General features: G+C 53.9%; 13 protein-coding genes, 2 tRNA genes, 1 rRNA gene and 1 riboswitch. All 16 genes read left to right on the top strand.

Annotated features, from left to right (window positions below):
- The first annotated feature begins 3 nt into the window (after positions 1-3).
- The gene (locus MUB23_RS07975) at positions 4-426 is read left to right on the top strand and encodes a DUF2752 domain-containing protein (RefSeq protein WP_244799854.1); all 423 of its coding nucleotides are present in this window, start codon (positions 4-6) and stop codon (positions 424-426) included.
- Positions 427-469: 43 nt separating this feature from the next.
- Positions 470-2611: a Tex family protein gene (locus MUB23_RS07970; RefSeq protein WP_244799853.1), complete on the top strand. Its 2142-nt coding sequence runs from the start codon at positions 470-472 to the stop codon at positions 2609-2611.
- Between the two features lie 476 nt (positions 2612-3087).
- Positions 3088-4338 carry a cation:proton antiporter gene (locus MUB23_RS07965; RefSeq protein ID WP_244799852.1) on the top strand — a complete coding sequence of 417 codons (1251 nt, stop codon included), beginning with the start codon at positions 3088-3090 and terminating at the stop codon, positions 4336-4338.
- 91 nt (positions 4339-4429) lie between these two features.
- A riboswitch (FMN riboswitch) is annotated at positions 4430-4549 on the top strand.
- A gap of 120 nt (positions 4550-4669) precedes the next feature.
- The gene (locus tag MUB23_RS07960) at positions 4670-5338 is read left to right on the top strand and encodes an ECF transporter S component (RefSeq protein ID WP_244799851.1); all 669 of its coding nucleotides are present in this window, start codon (positions 4670-4672) and stop codon (positions 5336-5338) included.
- 225 nt (positions 5339-5563) lie between these two features.
- A complete protein-coding gene (locus tag MUB23_RS07955) occupies positions 5564-6238 on the top strand; it encodes an ABC transporter ATP-binding protein (protein ID WP_244799850.1) in 675 nt (224 codons plus the stop codon).
- 20 nt (positions 6239-6258) lie between these two features.
- Complete coding sequence (locus MUB23_RS07950) at positions 6259-8124, top strand: DUF4813 domain-containing protein (RefSeq protein ID WP_244799849.1); 1866 nt, start codon at positions 6259-6261, stop codon at positions 8122-8124.
- An 81-nt stretch (positions 8125-8205) separates the two neighbouring features.
- On the top strand, positions 8206-9417 hold the full coding sequence (locus MUB23_RS07945) for an ABC transporter permease (protein ID WP_244799848.1): 1212 nt from the start codon (positions 8206-8208) through the stop codon (positions 9415-9417).
- Positions 9414-10565 (top strand): hypothetical protein, encoded by a 1152-nt coding sequence (locus MUB23_RS07940; protein ID WP_244799847.1) that lies wholly within the window; start codon positions 9414-9416, stop codon positions 10563-10565. The genes MUB23_RS07945 and MUB23_RS07940 overlap by 4 nt, the downstream gene beginning before the upstream one ends.
- Before the next feature lie 152 nt (positions 10566-10717).
- Positions 10718-11161, top strand: coding sequence for a tRNA (adenosine(37)-N6)-threonylcarbamoyltransferase complex ATPase subunit type 1 TsaE (gene tsaE / locus MUB23_RS07935; RefSeq protein ID WP_244799846.1), 444 nt, complete (start codon positions 10718-10720; stop codon positions 11159-11161).
- Positions 11158-11871: a tRNA (adenosine(37)-N6)-threonylcarbamoyltransferase complex dimerization subunit type 1 TsaB gene (gene tsaB, locus MUB23_RS07930; protein ID WP_244799845.1), complete on the top strand. Its 714-nt coding sequence runs from the start codon at positions 11158-11160 to the stop codon at positions 11869-11871. The genes tsaE and tsaB overlap by 4 nt, the downstream gene beginning before the upstream one ends.
- A 17-nt stretch (positions 11872-11888) precedes the next feature.
- The gene (gene rimI, locus MUB23_RS07925) at positions 11889-12320 is read left to right on the top strand and encodes a ribosomal protein S18-alanine N-acetyltransferase (RefSeq protein ID WP_244799844.1); all 432 of its coding nucleotides are present in this window, start codon (positions 11889-11891) and stop codon (positions 12318-12320) included.
- Between the two features lie 6 nt (positions 12321-12326).
- A complete protein-coding gene (locus tag MUB23_RS07920) occupies positions 12327-13238 on the top strand; it encodes a ribonuclease Z (RefSeq protein ID WP_244799843.1) in 912 nt (303 codons plus the stop codon).
- A 6-nt stretch (positions 13239-13244) separates the two neighbouring features.
- Positions 13245-14261 (top strand): tRNA (adenosine(37)-N6)-threonylcarbamoyltransferase complex transferase subunit TsaD, encoded by a 1017-nt coding sequence (gene tsaD / locus MUB23_RS07915; RefSeq protein WP_244799842.1) that lies wholly within the window; start codon positions 13245-13247, stop codon positions 14259-14261.
- A gap of 214 nt (positions 14262-14475) precedes the next feature.
- Positions 14476-14561, top strand: a tRNA-Ser gene (locus MUB23_RS07910).
- 48 nt (positions 14562-14609) lie between these two features.
- Positions 14610-14699 (top strand) — tRNA-Ser (locus MUB23_RS07905).
- 323 nt (positions 14700-15022) lie between these two features.
- Positions 15023-15083, top strand: a 16S ribosomal RNA gene (locus MUB23_RS07900); the annotation flags it as partial.

Genomic DNA, 15083 nt, shown 5'->3' with positions numbered 1-15083 from the left:
TCAATGAAACGAACGGCCCCGACAGTAGAACAATCTTTATACCGTCTGGGAATAGCGGCCGCCATTTTTGCGGCCGCTATACTTGTCTTGGCGGAATGTGTGCCGGTGTTCGCCCGGTTCCTGAACTGGTCTTGTCCGTTTCGCGCGATCACCGGGCTGTATTGCCCCGGCTGCGGCGGCACCAGGGCGCTTTCGGCGCTTCTTCACGGCAGAGTCCTGGAAAGCCTGAAATTGCACCCCTTTGTCTTGTACGGGCTTGGCTTTTATCTTTTGTTCATGGGGAGCTGGACTTTGAACCGGCTGACCAGGGGGCGGATTCCCGGATTGAAATACCGCGCCTGGTATGTCTGGGGCGGCGTGATTTTGGTGGCTGGAAATTGGCTGATTAAAAATATTCTTTTGCTGAGCGGCCGGGCAATGTTATAAAGGACGGCCGCCGGTGTTTTTGGGATTAGAAGGAGTTTTGGGAATGGATATTATCAAGGCGTTGGCAAAGGAACTGAACATCCGCGAGGGACAGGTGGATGCCACGGTCAAACTGATCGACGAGGGGAACACAATCCCTTTTATCGCGCGGTACCGGAAAGAGGTGACCGGATCGTTAAATGATGAAGTGCTCCGTCAGCTGGACGAGCGGCTGCGGTACCTGCGGAATTTGGAGGAGAAAAAGGAACAAGTCTTGGCGACCATTGAAGAACAGGGCGCTTTGACCGAGGAGCTAAAGGCTCAGATATTGGCTGCGGCTACTTTGGTGGCTGTGGAGGATCTCTACCGCCCTTACCGCCCGAAGCGCCGGACCCGCGCCACGATCGCCAAGGAGCGGGGACTGGACCCTCTGGCGGAAATTCTCTGGGCCCAGGAGACAGAGCGCTCTATGGAAGAAGAAGCGGCTTCTTTTGTGGATCCGGAGAAGGAGGTGCCGGATGTGCAGAATGCTCTGGCCGGGGCCTGTGACATCCTGGCGGAGCGGATTTCCGACTCGGCGGAGTACCGGACCTATATCCGGGCCGTGACGGTCCGCAGCGGCATTCTGCGTTCGGAGGCAAAGGATCCGGGGACTTCGACGGTTTACGACCAGTATTACCAGTATGAGGAGCCGGTGCCAAAGTTAGCTGGCCACCGGATCTTGGCTTTGAACCGGGGGGAGAAGGAAGGCGTTTTGAATGTGAAAATCGAGGCGCCCGCGGAACAGATCCTGCGCTACCTGGAAAAGCAGGTGATTACAAGGGAGAACCCCCACACGTCGCCGCTCCTAAAAGAAACGATTGCGGACAGCTATACTCGGCTGATTGAGCCCGCCATCTACCGGGAGATCCGGAATCAGATGACCGAGATTGCGGAGAAAGGGGCGATCCGGGTATTCGGTAAGAACCTGGAGCAGCTTCTGCTTCAGCCGCCTATTGTCGGACATGTGGTGCTGGGCTGGGACCCGGCGTTCCGGACTGGCTGCAAGCTGGCCGTGGTGGACGCCACCGGGAAAGTGCTGGATACCGTGGTGATCTTCCCGACTGCGCCCCAGAACAAGGTGGAAGAATCCAAGAGAACGGTAAAGAAACTGATTGAGAAGTACGGGATCACTTTGATCTCCGTGGGCAACGGCACGGCCTCCCGCGAGTCGGAGCAGATTATCGTGGAGCTGTTAAAGGAAGTGCTCCCGGCCAAGGTTTCCTATGTGATCGTCAACGAGGCGGGGGCCTCGGTGTACTCGGCCAGCAAACTTGCCACTGAGGAATTCCCTCAGTTTGACGTGGGGCAGAGAAGCGCGGTATCCATTGCCAGACGTCTCCAGGATCCGCTGGCGGAGCTGGTAAAGATTGATCCCAAGAGCATCGGCGTGGGCCAGTATCAACATGATATGAATCAGAAAAAGCTGGGGGAAGCCCTCCAGGGCGTGGTAGAAAACTGTGTAAACCGGGTCGGCGTGGATCTGAACACCGCGTCCGCCTCCCTCTTGGAGTATGTGTCCGGCATCACAAAGACCGTGGCGAAAAATATCGTCATTTACCGGGAGGAAAACGGAGCGTTTACCGACCGGAAACAGCTTTTAAAAGTGGCGAAGCTGGGCCCGAAGGCCTATGAGCAGTGCGCCGGTTTCCTGCGGGTCCGGGGAGGAAAAAATCCGCTTGATATGACGGCGGTGCACCCGGAGAGCTATCCGGCCGCCGAGGCGCTTTTGGCAAAGCTGGGGTATGGGCCGGACGACGTGACGAAGGGCGGCGTCGCCGGGATCGGCAAAAAGGTGAAGGATGCGGCGAAGATGGCCGCGGAGCTTGGCATCGGTGAGCCGACATTAAAGGATATTTTGAAGGAACTGGAAAAACCTGGCCGGGATCCGAGAGATGAGATGCCGAAGCCCGTGCTCCGCACCGACGTCATGGATATGGAGGATTTGAAACCGGGGATGATCTTAAAAGGCACGGTCCGGAATATTGTGGACTTCGGCGCCTTTGTGGACATTGGTGTCCATCAGGACGGCCTGGTCCATGTCTCCCAGATCTGCGAGCGGTTTATCAAGCATCCGTTGGAAGCGGTCAGCGTCGGAGATGTGGTGGAAGTCAAGGTTCTGGGTGTGGATCTGGCGAAGAAGAGGATCTCTCTGACGATGAAATGATAAGAAGTTCCGCCTGTTGTTTGGCGGAGGAGGAACTCCGGGATTGGGGGCTGGAGTGGGGCGGCGCCAGGGCCTGACGGAAGAAAGAGGAACTGGTTTCAGGGATAATGAGGTTTTTGTTAAAGGAATGGTTGCGCATGAAAGAGTCCTGGTTTCGGCCAGGACTCTTTTTTGCGGTAAGAGGAATGTTTAAAAAGATCTTTTCCCATTTGACCTGGATTCAGTTAAAATCAAAATAGCAAGCAAGAAACGTGCCAATAATTCCACAAAAAAGAAAATGCTTGCCAAGAAAAATATAAAAACAAAAGAATATAAATATTGAAAATGAATATAAAGCTATAAAATTTAAACGCAATTTTTGCATGGAAACAGTTGACATTGGCTGGGAACAAGTCTATAATATGGACTTGCTTTGAGAGATTATGTTGTTTGCATGTGCCCTCGGACCGGCAGGTTCGATTATGGAGGTGGTTGACATGGAGTATCGTTTTTTATTGGATTTAGCTATCATTCTGTTGAGTACAAAACTTTTGGGACTGGCGACGAAACGGATGCACATGCCCCAAGTGGTCGGCGCTCTTTTGGCCGGACTCTTGCTGGGGCCGGCCGTGCTGGGGGTTTTGGAAGAGACGGCCTTTGTCCAGAGTGTGGCGGAGATCGGCGTCATTGTGCTGATGTTCTGCGCAGGTTTGGAAACGGATGTCCAGGAGTTGAAAAAGTGCGGGAAGGCCGCCTTTGTGATCGCCGTTCTGGGCGTGCTGGTGCCTTTGGCAGGCGGATTTCTGGTGGGCTGGGTTTTCAACCGGCCGGGACGGATTGATTCCGACGCATCCTGCAGCCTGTTTTTACAAAATATGTTTATCGGCGTTGTGCTGACGGCTACTTCGGTCAGCATTACGGTGGAGACTTTGAAGGAGCTGGGCAAGCTGCAAAGCAAATCCGGGAACGCTATCCTGGGCGCCGCCATCATCGACGATGTGCTGGGAATCATTGCACTGACCATCATTACCAGCGCAGCGGACTCTTCCGTAAAAATGTCGACGATCTTAATCAAGATCCTGCTGTTCTTTGTCTTTTCCGGTGTGGCGGGATTTGCGTTCTTCAAGTTTTATGATTGGTGGAGCCGCCGGACCAGACTGCTGCACCGCCATGCCATTGTGGCTTTTGTCTTCTGCCTTTTGATGGCTTACTGCGCGGAAGAATTTTTCGGAGTGGCGGATATCACAGGCGCTTACATTGCCGGTGTGATCATCTCGATGACCCAGACGACCCAGTACCTGTCCTCCCGCTTTGATACCTTATCCTATCTGATGCTGTCGCCGGTCTTTTTCGCCAGCATCGGCCTGAAAGTAAATCTTCCGGCCATGACGCCGTCGATTGTTCTGTTTGCGGTGGTCCTGGTGGTGATCGCCGTGATCACGAAGGTGATCGGCTGCGGCTTCGGCGCCAAGCTCTGCGGCTACAGGACCTGCACCTGCGTACAGATCGGCGTCGGCATGGTATCCCGCGGCGAGGTGGCCCTGATCGTTGCCTCCCAGGGAATGCGGGTCGGTCTGATCGGAGCCAACTTTCTGGGGCCGGTGGTTATCGTGGTCATCGTCACTACGATCGTGACGCCGATTCTGCAAAAGATCGTCTACAACAACAGCCCGAAGCCGGAGATCGTCCACAACGGCCTCAGCGACAACTATCAGGAGCTGCGTGAGATCCGTGACCGGGCCAACTAAGCAGGAGCGGCCGGCCGAAGGGATTTGAAATTTTGCCGAATGGTACTTGAATAAAAAAGAAAAACAGTTTATAATACATAGCAGAATATGAAAAGTTCTTCGGGGCAGGGTGAAATTCCCTACCGGCGGTGACAGTCCGCGACCCGTTTCAAACGGCTGATTTGGTGAAATTCCAAAACCGACAGTATAGTCTGGATGAGAGAAGAAATGTACTGCAATGGTTGTTTTCATTGTCCCGGATCATTTTTGATTCGGGATTTTTTTGCGGTACCCCCTCTCCCTTGAGGGCGGAAACGCCCGCAGTCCTGCAGGATCAAAAGGAGGATGTAACATGAAACAAAACAAGACTCTGAATCTCAGAAACATGGTTCTGATCGCGATGCTCAGCGCAGTGGCCTTTGTGCTGATGTTTTTGGAGATTCCGCTGCCGTTCATCGCGCCTGCTTTTTATGAACTGGATTTCAGTGAAGTGCCGGTTCTGATCGGAACCTTCTCCATGGGGCCGGTAGCCGGTATTGTGATCGAGCTTTTGAAGAACCTTCTGCACATTCTGATCAAGGGAACTTCGACCGCCTATGTCGGCGAACTGGCAAATTTCCTGGTCGGCTGTGCGCTGGTGGTGCCGGCGGGCCTGATCTATCAGAAAGCCAAAAGCAAAAAACACGCTTTGGCCGGAATGATCGTGGGAACGGTGCTGATGGTAGCGGCCGGCAGTCTGGTGAACGCCTACATTTTGCTGCCCTGGTATGCAAACCACTTCTTCGCGGGAGCAGGCGGCATGGATGGGATTCTGGCAGCGGGAGCTGCCGTTCACGCAGGAGCGGGTACGATGATGGGCTTTGTTATGCTCTGCGTTGCGCCGTTTAACCTGTTCAAGGGGATTGTGGTTTCCGCCGTTACGATGCTGCTTTATAAGCGGGTCAGTGTGGTGATCAAAGGCCATGCGGCGGAGAATGAAGCCGGACGCAAACCGAAGAAGAGCCATGCGGCGGAAATCTAAGGATGTGGGACTGGAGATAGAAACAAAATAAGACGGAGAGATGACTCCCCACCTGCAGGTTCTCGCATTAGCGTGATCCTGCAGGTGGGGAGTTTGACTGAGATCCGTCGAGGAAGTGCCCTATCCATGAAAATTAGGAGAAAACCCAATCTGACGCTCGCCAATATCCGTTGCAAGTCCTGGATTTCTCTGTTAGAATAATATGGAAAGGCGGGGAACGGATCGATGATCAAGGTGAAGAATATAATCTATTCTTATGGAAAAAAACGGGTATTGGACGGCGTTTGCCTGACGGCGGCCCAAGGGGATTGTGTGGCGGTGGCGGGGGCCAATGGCTGCGGCAAATCGACGCTGCTTTCCTTGCTGGCCGGCGCTCTGCGCCCGCAGGCCGGGGAGATGATCTACGGCGGCCGCGATGCCGCGAAAGAAAAAAACGTGTTTCAGAAAATGGTGGGATATGTGCCGCAGGACAATCCACTGTTCGAAGAATTGACTGTGCGGGATAATCTGCGGCTTTGGTACAGCGAAAGCCCCTATTCCATGGAGAAGGATCTATCCAGCGGTATTCTTTCCGTATTAAAACTTTCGGAGATGTTGTCTTTGCGGGTTTCCCGGCTGTCCGGAGGGATGAAGAAGAGAGTCAGTATAGGCTGCGCCTTGGCCGCACATCCGCCGATTTTGATTTTGGATGAACCGAGCGCGGCGCTGGATTTGATCTGCAAGGAGGATATCCGACGGTATTTGACCATGTATTTAAAGCAAAAGGGGACGATTTTGATCACTACCCACGAAGAGGCCGAATTAGATTTATGTAACCGGCTTTATATATTGAAGAAGGGGAAATTGGCCGAGAGAGATCCAAAACTCCGCGGGGCGGCTTTGCTCCAGGAGTTGGCCTGACAGGGAAGGGAGTATAACGGATGAAATTGAGAAAGAATAGAGCGGGAGAACCGGAAGAACGGGTTGAGGCGTTTCGCCCTAAAAACGAACAGAACGCAGGAGGCGCTTTCCGGCCAGAGAACGGATTTGAGCCGGGAAATGAATTCGGTGAAGGACGGGCCTATGCGCCTGGAAATGAGTATCCCGGAGGAGAAACTTACCAGCCAGGGAATGGATATCCCGGAGGAGAGGCTTATGCACCAGGGAATGGATATTCCGGAGATGCAGTTCACACACCGGGGAGCCTTTATCCCGAAGAATCTTATGTACCGGGAAAAGGCGGCGCTGGCGGTGATTCCGGCGGCTGGGACGGCGGCGGAACCATGGATTTTTCGGAGAAAGAACCCCCGAAGAGAAGGCGGTGGCTGCCTTGGACCATCGGCGGTGCAGGCATTGTTCTCGTGCTGGTTTTCGGATTTCTTTTTCTTCCTAAGCTTTTTGCCAGCCCCAAAACCCAGGTTTGGGCGGCGTTTGCCAAACTGGGAGCGGAATGGAATTTCCCGGTCGCCAAAGAGATCGGCTGGGACGGCATATCGGTGGCGGCGGCATCCAAACAGAACCTGGAGTTGGAGCTGTTTATCGACGAGCTGCCTGCGTCACTGGGAAGCGCGGCGGATCTGCTGAAGAGTTTTGGTGTGAACCTGACCGCCAATACGGATCGGGATAAAAAACAGATGGAATGGGGTCTGGGCTACAGTCTGGGCGGATCAGATCTTCTTTCCCTGAATTTTTATGGGGATGAAGAGCTGCTCTCTCTTTCCGTTCCGGAACTATTTGACGGGGCCTTGGGCATTGGAACTGGTAATCTAAAAGAGCAGATAGAAAATTCTCCGATGTTTGACGAGATGGGAATGTCGGAGAGGGATTTGGAAGAGCTTGATTTTTCCTTGAATCTGTGGGGACAGGCGGGCTCGGAGGGCGCAAAAGAATTGACGAAACGCCTGACGGAGAGCCTGGTTCAATGGGAGGATGCGATCCGGGTCGAGGAGATGGACCGGACGGAAGAAATCAAAATTGGAGGGAAGAAGCAGACCTGTCAGGGGTATCTGGTCGCCATTCCCAAGGATTCCGCCATGAACTTCTTGGAGGCGCTTAAGGATTTCTATCGAGAGATGCTGGAGAATCAGATGGAACTTCTCGGCGGGATGGAAGCTTTCACTGTGTCGTCCGGGAACCCCTGGGAAGAGATGGAAAAAGAGTTCGATGACTTTTTAAAAGAATTCGATGAGTACATGGCGGACGAGTGGGAAGCGGAAATTTATCTGACCAAGTCCGGCGACCTGGCTGAAATTCTGGTGGAAGACTTGTCCGACTGGATGGAGGACGGAGGCGAAGAGATTCGCTTAGAAGTGACCTTTACAGGGGAGGAACGGCCTTCGGATACAATCAGTTTGGCAATGACCGATTCGGATGGGGAAGGCATTTTCCTGGAAAAGACATCGGATATCACGAAAAAGGAAACTTCTTCCCATTGGGAGCTTTGGGAAGAGTTTTATGGGGATAAAGAGCCCGTCTTTACTCTGGATTGTAGTTATAATGCGGATTCGCAGGGATTTTCTTACTGGATTACCCTGGAGGAGGAAGAGGTTTCCATTTTCCTGGAAGGCGGTTTGGGAGAGGTGCAAAAAGGGAAATCCGTTGAATTTGAGATTGATTCCGTCGGAGTGGAAGCCGAAGGGGAACGGATGACCTTATCCGGAAGATTGAAGTATGGAAAGCTGGAGGACTCGATTGAGAAGCCTTCGGATGTGAAAATGATTCTGGAAATGGACGAAGAGGAAATCGAAGATTTCGCTATGGAATTACAGCAGGGGATTCTGGATTTGCAGAACTCCTTCCTAAGTTGACCTGGTTCTTTCCTTTTTGGGAAAATAGCCGAGCTGCCAATCCGCTGTGACTTGCGGCTTGTGTGATCTGTAGGAGTGGAAATGAAATTTTATTGGAGATTGCAGCTTTTGGAAGGCAAACGCGCCTTCCGGAAGCTGCCGCAAATCCTGCTGGGAGCGGTTGTGCTGATTGGAATCGTCGGCACAATCGCTTTTTGCGGGCAAAAGCTTCTATACCAGGACGAGGCGAGCGGCCGGATCCAGATTGCGGTGGTGATGGACGGTGAGTCGGAGACCGTGGACCTGGTTTTATCCTTTTTGGAGCATATGGAGACGGTGGCAAGTCTCTGTTCCTTTACCCGGACGGATCAGGCCAAGGGAATGGCCATGTTAAAAGACGGCCGGGCCGCGGCGCTGATGGAAGTGCCGGGGAGCCTGGTGGAGGACATTATCAGCGGTGTCAATACGCCGGTCCGCGTGATCTTTCCGAAGGACTCCGCGGTTGCCGGTTCCTTGCTGGAGGCGGTGACGTCAGCCGGAGCAGGCACCCTTGCCTCCGCTCAGTATGGGATTTACGCAGCCTACGGCCTTTATTTGAATTATGGGCTGGAGTCTGAGTTGAATCAGGCCTATGATGATTTAAACCGGATTTACCTGTCGGCCGCTTTAAACCGGACGAATTTATTTGACAATGAGTCTTCTTCTGCCACCGGGGAGCTGAATGTGGCGGAATATTACCTGGCTTCCGGCCTAGTTCTGTTTTTCCTTCTCTGGGGGATTACCTGCGGCAGTTTCCTGGGCAAGGACTCTCTGGCCCTTTCGCGTAAGCTGAGGGCAGCCGGGATCGGCGCGGTGAAGCGCAGCTTCGGCCGTTGGCTGAATGCCTTTCTTGTCATGGCGGCCGGAGTGGGAATTCTGGCGCTCCTCGGCGCTCTTTTTTTCCTGGTATGGACAGGAACGTGGCCGAAAGAGCTGCTGCTTCATCTGCCTGCGTTGTTACCGGCGATGGCCTGCGCCTGCGCGCTGACGGTGTTTTTGTATCAGGCCGCGCCCACAGCCGGAAGCGGTGTTTTGCTGATTTTTTGTGTGGCGGTTGGCATGTTGTTTTTGGCAGGCGGTTTTGTTCCGTCTGCGTTCCTTCCGGGGGCATTTCACACGATTTCCAACTTTCTTCCGGTCTGCTGGATGATGCAGAGCGCCGGAGCCTTTTTGACCGGAGAATTCGTTTTCTGGGATGCGGCTATCCTGTTGGGATTTACCGGGATTTTCGGGATTCTCGGAGCCTTTTTTGTACGAAGGGAGGCAATGGGATGAAACGGCTGTTGGTTTGGATCTGTTTCCTGGGAAAACGTCAATTAAAACGTCCGGCCTTTGTGCTGCTGCTCCTGGCGTTGCCTGCCGCCTGCGGGCTGCTGTTTGCCGCGCAGCGATCGGAGGTAAATACTCTTGCGGTGGCTCTCTACTGCGAAGCGCCGGATTCAATGACCGGGGCAGCGCTTGACTCCCTGTGTGAAGAGGGCGGCATTTTCCGGTTTTACCGCTGTGAGAGCGAGGAACAGGTCCTTCGGGAGGTAGCATCCCGCAAGGCGGAGTGCGGTTATGTGTTTCCGGAAGGACTGGAATCCAAAATGAAAGAGGGAAAAGCAACCCGCAGTATTGCCTCCTATTCCTCTCCCAGTTCCGTGGCCTCCTATCTGGCCCATGAAGTGGTGTATGCGAAATTGTTTTCAGAGTACGCGGAGCATGCCTTTGTGGAGTATATCGGCGGCAATCCGCTTTTTGCAGAAGTCGACCGCGCGAAGCTGACCAGGGAAGCGCTGGCGTTTTACCGGGAAAGCCGGGAGAGCGGGCGGGCCTTCTCCTTTGAGTTTGAGCGGATGAACGCAGACGGAGCCAAGGCTCAGGACGAGAGAGCAGAGAGCGCCGCGGTTACCCCGGTACGCGGTTTTCTGGCGGTCTTTGTGCTGCTCGGTGGGCTGATGGGGGCAGTGGATAGTTGGAAGGATGAGCGGAAACAGGTATATTTGGCGGCTTCACCCAGTTTCCGCACCTGGATCCCGCTGCTAGCCATCGCGGTTCCGGCGGCTTTGACGGCGGTTTCGGCAGGGATCTCCCTGGCAGTGGCCGGGCTTTTTTCGGGAGTGCTTCGGGAGGTTTTGCTGCTGCTGGCATATACCGGAATGGTGACGGCTTTTTGCAGTATTCTCGCGGATTTGCTGCGCCGGGAAACTCTGCTTTATGCCTGTATTCCGGTGCTGATTATGGGAAGCCTTTTATTCTCCCCCGTTTTTTTGCGGCTGGGCAGTTTTCTCCCGGTATTCCGGGTGTTGGAAAAGCTGTTTCTGCCGACTGCCTATCTGAATGCAGCGAACGGGAACAGCGCGGCGGGACTTTTCATCGGGACCGTCTCTTTGCTTGCCGCAGGCGCCATCCTGCGCTGGCTGCGGCAAAAAAATGGTTGACGCTTCTTCGGCGGCTGTGCTATGATGTTAGCGGTTGTGGCCCATGCCACAGAAATGAGAACGTACAGGGCCGGCCGCCCGGACAAAAATCCGGGCAGGTGAGCCCTTTTTCCATCCTAGGGGTCTGCATAGGGAGAAAGATGTGAGACAAAATGAAGATATTTGAGAGTTTTGACGAGGCGGAGACCTTTGCCTTTGGAAAAAAGATGGGGGAGCAGGCGAAGCCAGGGGAAACCTACTGCCTGGAAGGCGACCTGGGCGTTGGGAAAACCGTGTTTACGCAAGGGTTTGCCGCCGGTCTGGGGATCGAGGGGCCGGTAAGCAGCCCCACTTTTACGATTGTGCAGGAATACCTGGACGGACGTCTGCCGCTGTACCATTTTGACGTTTACCGGATTGCAGATCCGGATGAGATGGCTGATATCGGATATGAAGAGTATTTCTTTTCCGGGGACGGCGTCTGCCTGGTGGAATGGCCGGGACAGATCGAGGAGCTGCTGCCGGAGGAAGCCCATTGGATCCGGATCGAAAAAGACCTGGATCAAGGATTTGATTATCGCCGGATTACTTGGGACGGAATAGGAGAAGAGGCATGAAGATTTTAGGGATCGAGAGTTCTTCGCTGGTTGCTTCGGTGGCGATCGTGACGGACGGGCTGCTGACGGCGGAATACACGGTGAATCACAAAAAGACCCACTCGCAGACGCTGCTTTTGATGCTGGACGAGATTGTCCGCATGACGGAGCAGGAACTGGAGACCATCGATGCGGTGGCGGTTTCCGGCGGTCCCGGATCCTTTACCGGACTTCGGATCGGCGCAGCGACGGCTAAGGGACTTGGTCTTGCCCTGCAAAAGCCGCTGATCCATGTGCCTACGGTGGATGCGATGGCCTACAACCTGTACGGCTGTCCGGATCTCATCTGCCCGATCATGGATGCAAAGCGGGGACAAGTCTACACGGGAATCTATACATTTGAGCAGGACTTCCAGACGATCAAAGAAAATACGGCGATCGCTCTGGAGGAGCTTTTGGATGAGCTGGTGCGGCTGGGCCGGCCGGTTGTATTTTTAGGAGACGGCGTTCCGGTGGGGAAAGAGCGGATCCAGAATGTTTTGAAAGACCAGGCCCGGTTTGCGCCGGCCCACTGCAACCGGCAGAGAGCCGCTTCGGTGGCTGCTCTGGGAAGTGTGTATTTTGCGGAGGGGAAAGCGGAGCCTGCGGAGGACTTTGTTCCTTCCTACCTGCGCGTTTCCCAGGCGGAACGGGTGAGAGCGGAAAAAGAAGCCGCTTCCCGAAAAGCATGAAGGGAGCGAGGACAGGGATGGTTCGTCCCGCCGGGCCGGACGATGCATCTGCGCTGGCAGAACTGGAACGGCGCTGCTTTTCCGATGCCTGGAGCGAAGGAAGCCTTAGGAGCGGAATGGCCGGAACCGGAGCCTGTTATTTCTTATATGAAGAGGCAGGATTGATTTTGGGCTATTGCGGGGCTCAGGTGGTGCTGGACGAAGGCGAGCTGCTTCGGATCGTAGTCGGTGAAGAAAACAGAGGGCGAGGAATCGGCAGCCGATTATTGGAGAAACTGATGGAGAAATTCCCTGAGGTCTGCGCCTGGTATCTGGAGGTCCGCATGGGAAATCTTCCCGCCGTGGCCCTATACCGGAAATTTGGATTTTTGCCGGCCGGACAGAGAAAAAACTATTACCGGAACCCGCAGGAGGATGCTTTGCTGATGCGGCGTGAGAAAGAGGAATAAAAGCTTATGTTTGATGTTTGTTTATTGGGAACCGGAGGAATGATGCCGCTGCCTTACCGCTGGCTGACCTCCCTGATGGTGCGGTATGAAGGCAGCCAGCTGATGATTGACTGTGGGGAAGGGACCCAGATTGCAGCAAAAGAAAAAGGATGGAGCTTTAAGCCCATTGACGTGCTTTGTTTTACCCACTATCATGCGGATCACATCAGTGGTCTGCCGGGACTGCTTTTGACCATGGGAAATGCGGAGCGCACGGAACCTTTGCTGCTGATTGGGCCCAAAGGACTGGAGCGGGTGGTTTGTGCGTTGAAGACCATTGCGCCGGAACTTCCCTTTCCGCTGGAATTTTTGGAGCTTACAGAGCGGGAGCAGGAGATTCAAGCCGGCCCGTATCAGATCCATGCGTTCCGGGTGAACCACAATATTGTCTGTTACGGCTACTCTATTTCGATTCCGCGGGCGGGAAAGTTCCAGGTGGAAAAGGCAAAGGAGCTGGGGCTTCCCGTTCAATATTGGAATCCGCTTCAAAAGGGGAATTCCGTGACGTATGAAGGAAAAACGTACACGCCGGATCTGGTCATGGGGCCGGAGCGGCGGGGGCTTAAGGTGACTTACTGCACCGATACCAGACCTACCCCGGCGATTGTCGAGGCGGCGCGATCCGCGGACCTTTTTATCTGTGAAGGCATGTACGGAGAGCCTGGGAAAGAACAAAAGGCCGTGGAGCATAAGCATATGACATTTGCCGAAGCAGCGCGGATCGCAAAGGAGGCCCAGCCAAAGGAAATGTGGCTGACCCATTTCAGCCCGTCCCTGAACCGCCCGGAAGAATATATGGACGACGTACGCCGTATTTTCCCGCGGGCAAAGGCGGGGAAGGACGGAAAGACAAAGGAGTTAAAGTTTGACGAGGAGTAGGCAGATATGAAGGATATAAGGATCTTGGCGATAGAAAGCTCTTGCGATGAGACCGCGGCCGCGGTGGTCCGGAATGGAAGAGATGTGCTCTCCAATGTGATCTCTTCCCAGATTGATCTACACACCTTATATGGCGGCGTAGTCCCGGAGCTGGCGTCCCGCAAACATATTGAGAATATCAATCCGGTGATTACCCAGGCACTTTTAGACGCCGGTGTTACGCTGGCGGAGATTGACGCGGTTGGAGTCACCTATGGCCCCGGCTTGGTCGGCGCGCTGCTGGTCGGCGTTGCCGAGGCGAAGGCGATTGCCTATGCGCGGAAGCTGCCCCTGATCGGAGTGCACCATATCGAAGGACATGTCTGCGCCAACCTGATTGAGCATCCGGAATTGGAGCCTCCTTTTTTGTGCCTGATTGTTTCCGGGGGCCACACCCATCTGGCTATGATGGAGGACTATGGTTTGTTCCGGATCCTGGGAAGGACCAGAGACGACGCGGCGGGAGAAGCGTTTGACAAGGTGGCCCGCGCCATTGGCCTTGGTTATCCGGGAGGGCCCAAGATCGAGCGGGCCGCGGAAAAGGGCAATCCGTCCGCCATTGAGTTCCCGCGGGGCAAGGTGGATGGTTCCCCTTATGATTTCAGTTTCAGCGGCATGAAGTCCGCGGTCTTAAATTATCTGAACCATGCGGCAATGACAGGAGAGACGGTATCCCAGGAGGATGTGGCCGCTTCGTTTCAGCAGGCGGTGGTGGATGTACTGGTGGAACGGGCGGTGCAGGCGGCCGAAGAGTTCGGACAGGATAAATTGGTTTTAGCCGGGGGCGTGGCGGCCAACAGCGCTTTGCGCAGAGCGCTGTCCGTGGCCTGCGAAAACCGGGGAATCCGTTTCTATCATCCGTCACCGGTTTTGTGCACGGACAATGCGGCCATGATCGGCGCGGCCGCCTATTATCACCTGATCCGGGGCGAACGTTCCGGCTGGGACCTCAACGCGGTTCCGAATCTTCCTCTTCCGGGGTGAAAAGGCGTGGCACCGGGCGGCGGAAACTGTCCGGTGTTCAAAGATTGTGGGGGCGGTCTCGCTCTCCAAACGGACAGGCCTGTCATGGAAAAAACAGCGGAATTCCTTTGAAAATCCAGGAAAGAGAAAAAAATGAAAAAATGTAAAATTTGTGGTTGACAGAAGTGGAATGTGGTGATATTATATGTAATGCGCTTCACACCGCACCAAACACGGAGAGGTGTCCGAGTGGTTTAAGGAGCTGGTCTTGAAAACCAGTGACTCCGTCAGGGGCCGTGGGTTCGAATCCCACCTTCTCCGCTCAAAAGAAGCATAAAACCGAATCAAGAAAACTTGGACGGGCAATCTGGAGAAGTACCCAAGCTGGCCGAAGGGGCTCCCCTGGAAAGGGAGTAGGTCGTTAATAGCGGCGCAAGGGTTCAAATCCCTTCTTCTCCGCTCAGTCGAAAGACTGAAAAAAAGGTAGAAAAAGTTCTTGACAAACAACAGAAAGTTTGTTAGAATAAATACCGCTGCTGAAAAAACAGCAACAAGCTTTAAAAGAAGTTTGAAAAAGAATTAAAAAGTGCTTGACACAGCAAACAACTTGTGATAAAATCAAATAGTTCGCTGCGAGAGCAGAAAACACAGAACCTTGACAAATGAACAATGTATCCAACCCCGAAAATTCGAAAAGAATTATTCGGAAGAACAAAAACCTTTAAAAAAGGTAAAGACGGAAAGAATTAGCTAGCAAGTTGATTCTGGAAGGAAGCAAACTTAAACATGAGAGTTTGATCCTGGCTCAGGATGAACGCTGGCGGCGTGCTTAACACATGCAAG

Source organism: Cuneatibacter sp. NSJ-177, assembly GCF_022867805.1.
Taxonomy (GTDB): domain Bacteria; phylum Bacillota; class Clostridia; order Lachnospirales; family Lachnospiraceae; genus Pseudolachnospira.
Note: the sequence above shows the minus strand (reverse complement) of the source record. Positions and strands in the feature narration are given on the sequence as shown.

Excerpts from the sequence above, each read along its gene's own strand:
- MUB23_RS07940 (WP_244799847.1), top strand. The coding sequence starts at position 9,414 with ATGAAACGGCTGTTGGTTTGGATCTGTTTCCTGGGAAAACGTCAATTA.
- MUB23_RS07975 (WP_244799854.1), top strand. The coding sequence starts at position 4 with ATGAAACGAACGGCCCCGACAGTAGAACAATCTTTATACCGTCTGGGA.
- MUB23_RS07970 (WP_244799853.1), top strand. The coding sequence starts at position 470 with ATGGATATTATCAAGGCGTTGGCAAAGGAACTGAACATCCGCGAGGGA.
- MUB23_RS07965 (WP_244799852.1), top strand. The coding sequence starts at position 3,088 with ATGGAGTATCGTTTTTTATTGGATTTAGCTATCATTCTGTTGAGTACA.
- MUB23_RS07920 (WP_244799843.1), top strand. The coding sequence starts at position 12,327 with ATGTTTGATGTTTGTTTATTGGGAACCGGAGGAATGATGCCGCTGCCT.
- MUB23_RS07945 (WP_244799848.1), top strand. The coding sequence starts at position 8,206 with ATGAAATTTTATTGGAGATTGCAGCTTTTGGAAGGCAAACGCGCCTTC.
- tsaE (WP_244799846.1), top strand. The coding sequence starts at position 10,718 with ATGAAGATATTTGAGAGTTTTGACGAGGCGGAGACCTTTGCCTTTGGA.
- tsaB (WP_244799845.1), top strand. The coding sequence starts at position 11,158 with ATGAAGATTTTAGGGATCGAGAGTTCTTCGCTGGTTGCTTCGGTGGCG.
- tsaD (WP_244799842.1), top strand. The coding sequence starts at position 13,245 with ATGAAGGATATAAGGATCTTGGCGATAGAAAGCTCTTGCGATGAGACC.
- MUB23_RS07960 (WP_244799851.1), top strand. The coding sequence starts at position 4,670 with ATGAAACAAAACAAGACTCTGAATCTCAGAAACATGGTTCTGATCGCG.
- MUB23_RS07950 (WP_244799849.1), top strand. The coding sequence starts at position 6,259 with ATGAAATTGAGAAAGAATAGAGCGGGAGAACCGGAAGAACGGGTTGAG.
- MUB23_RS07955 (WP_244799850.1), top strand. The coding sequence starts at position 5,564 with ATGATCAAGGTGAAGAATATAATCTATTCTTATGGAAAAAAACGGGTA.
- rimI (WP_244799844.1), top strand. The coding sequence starts at position 11,889 with ATGGTTCGTCCCGCCGGGCCGGACGATGCATCTGCGCTGGCAGAACTG.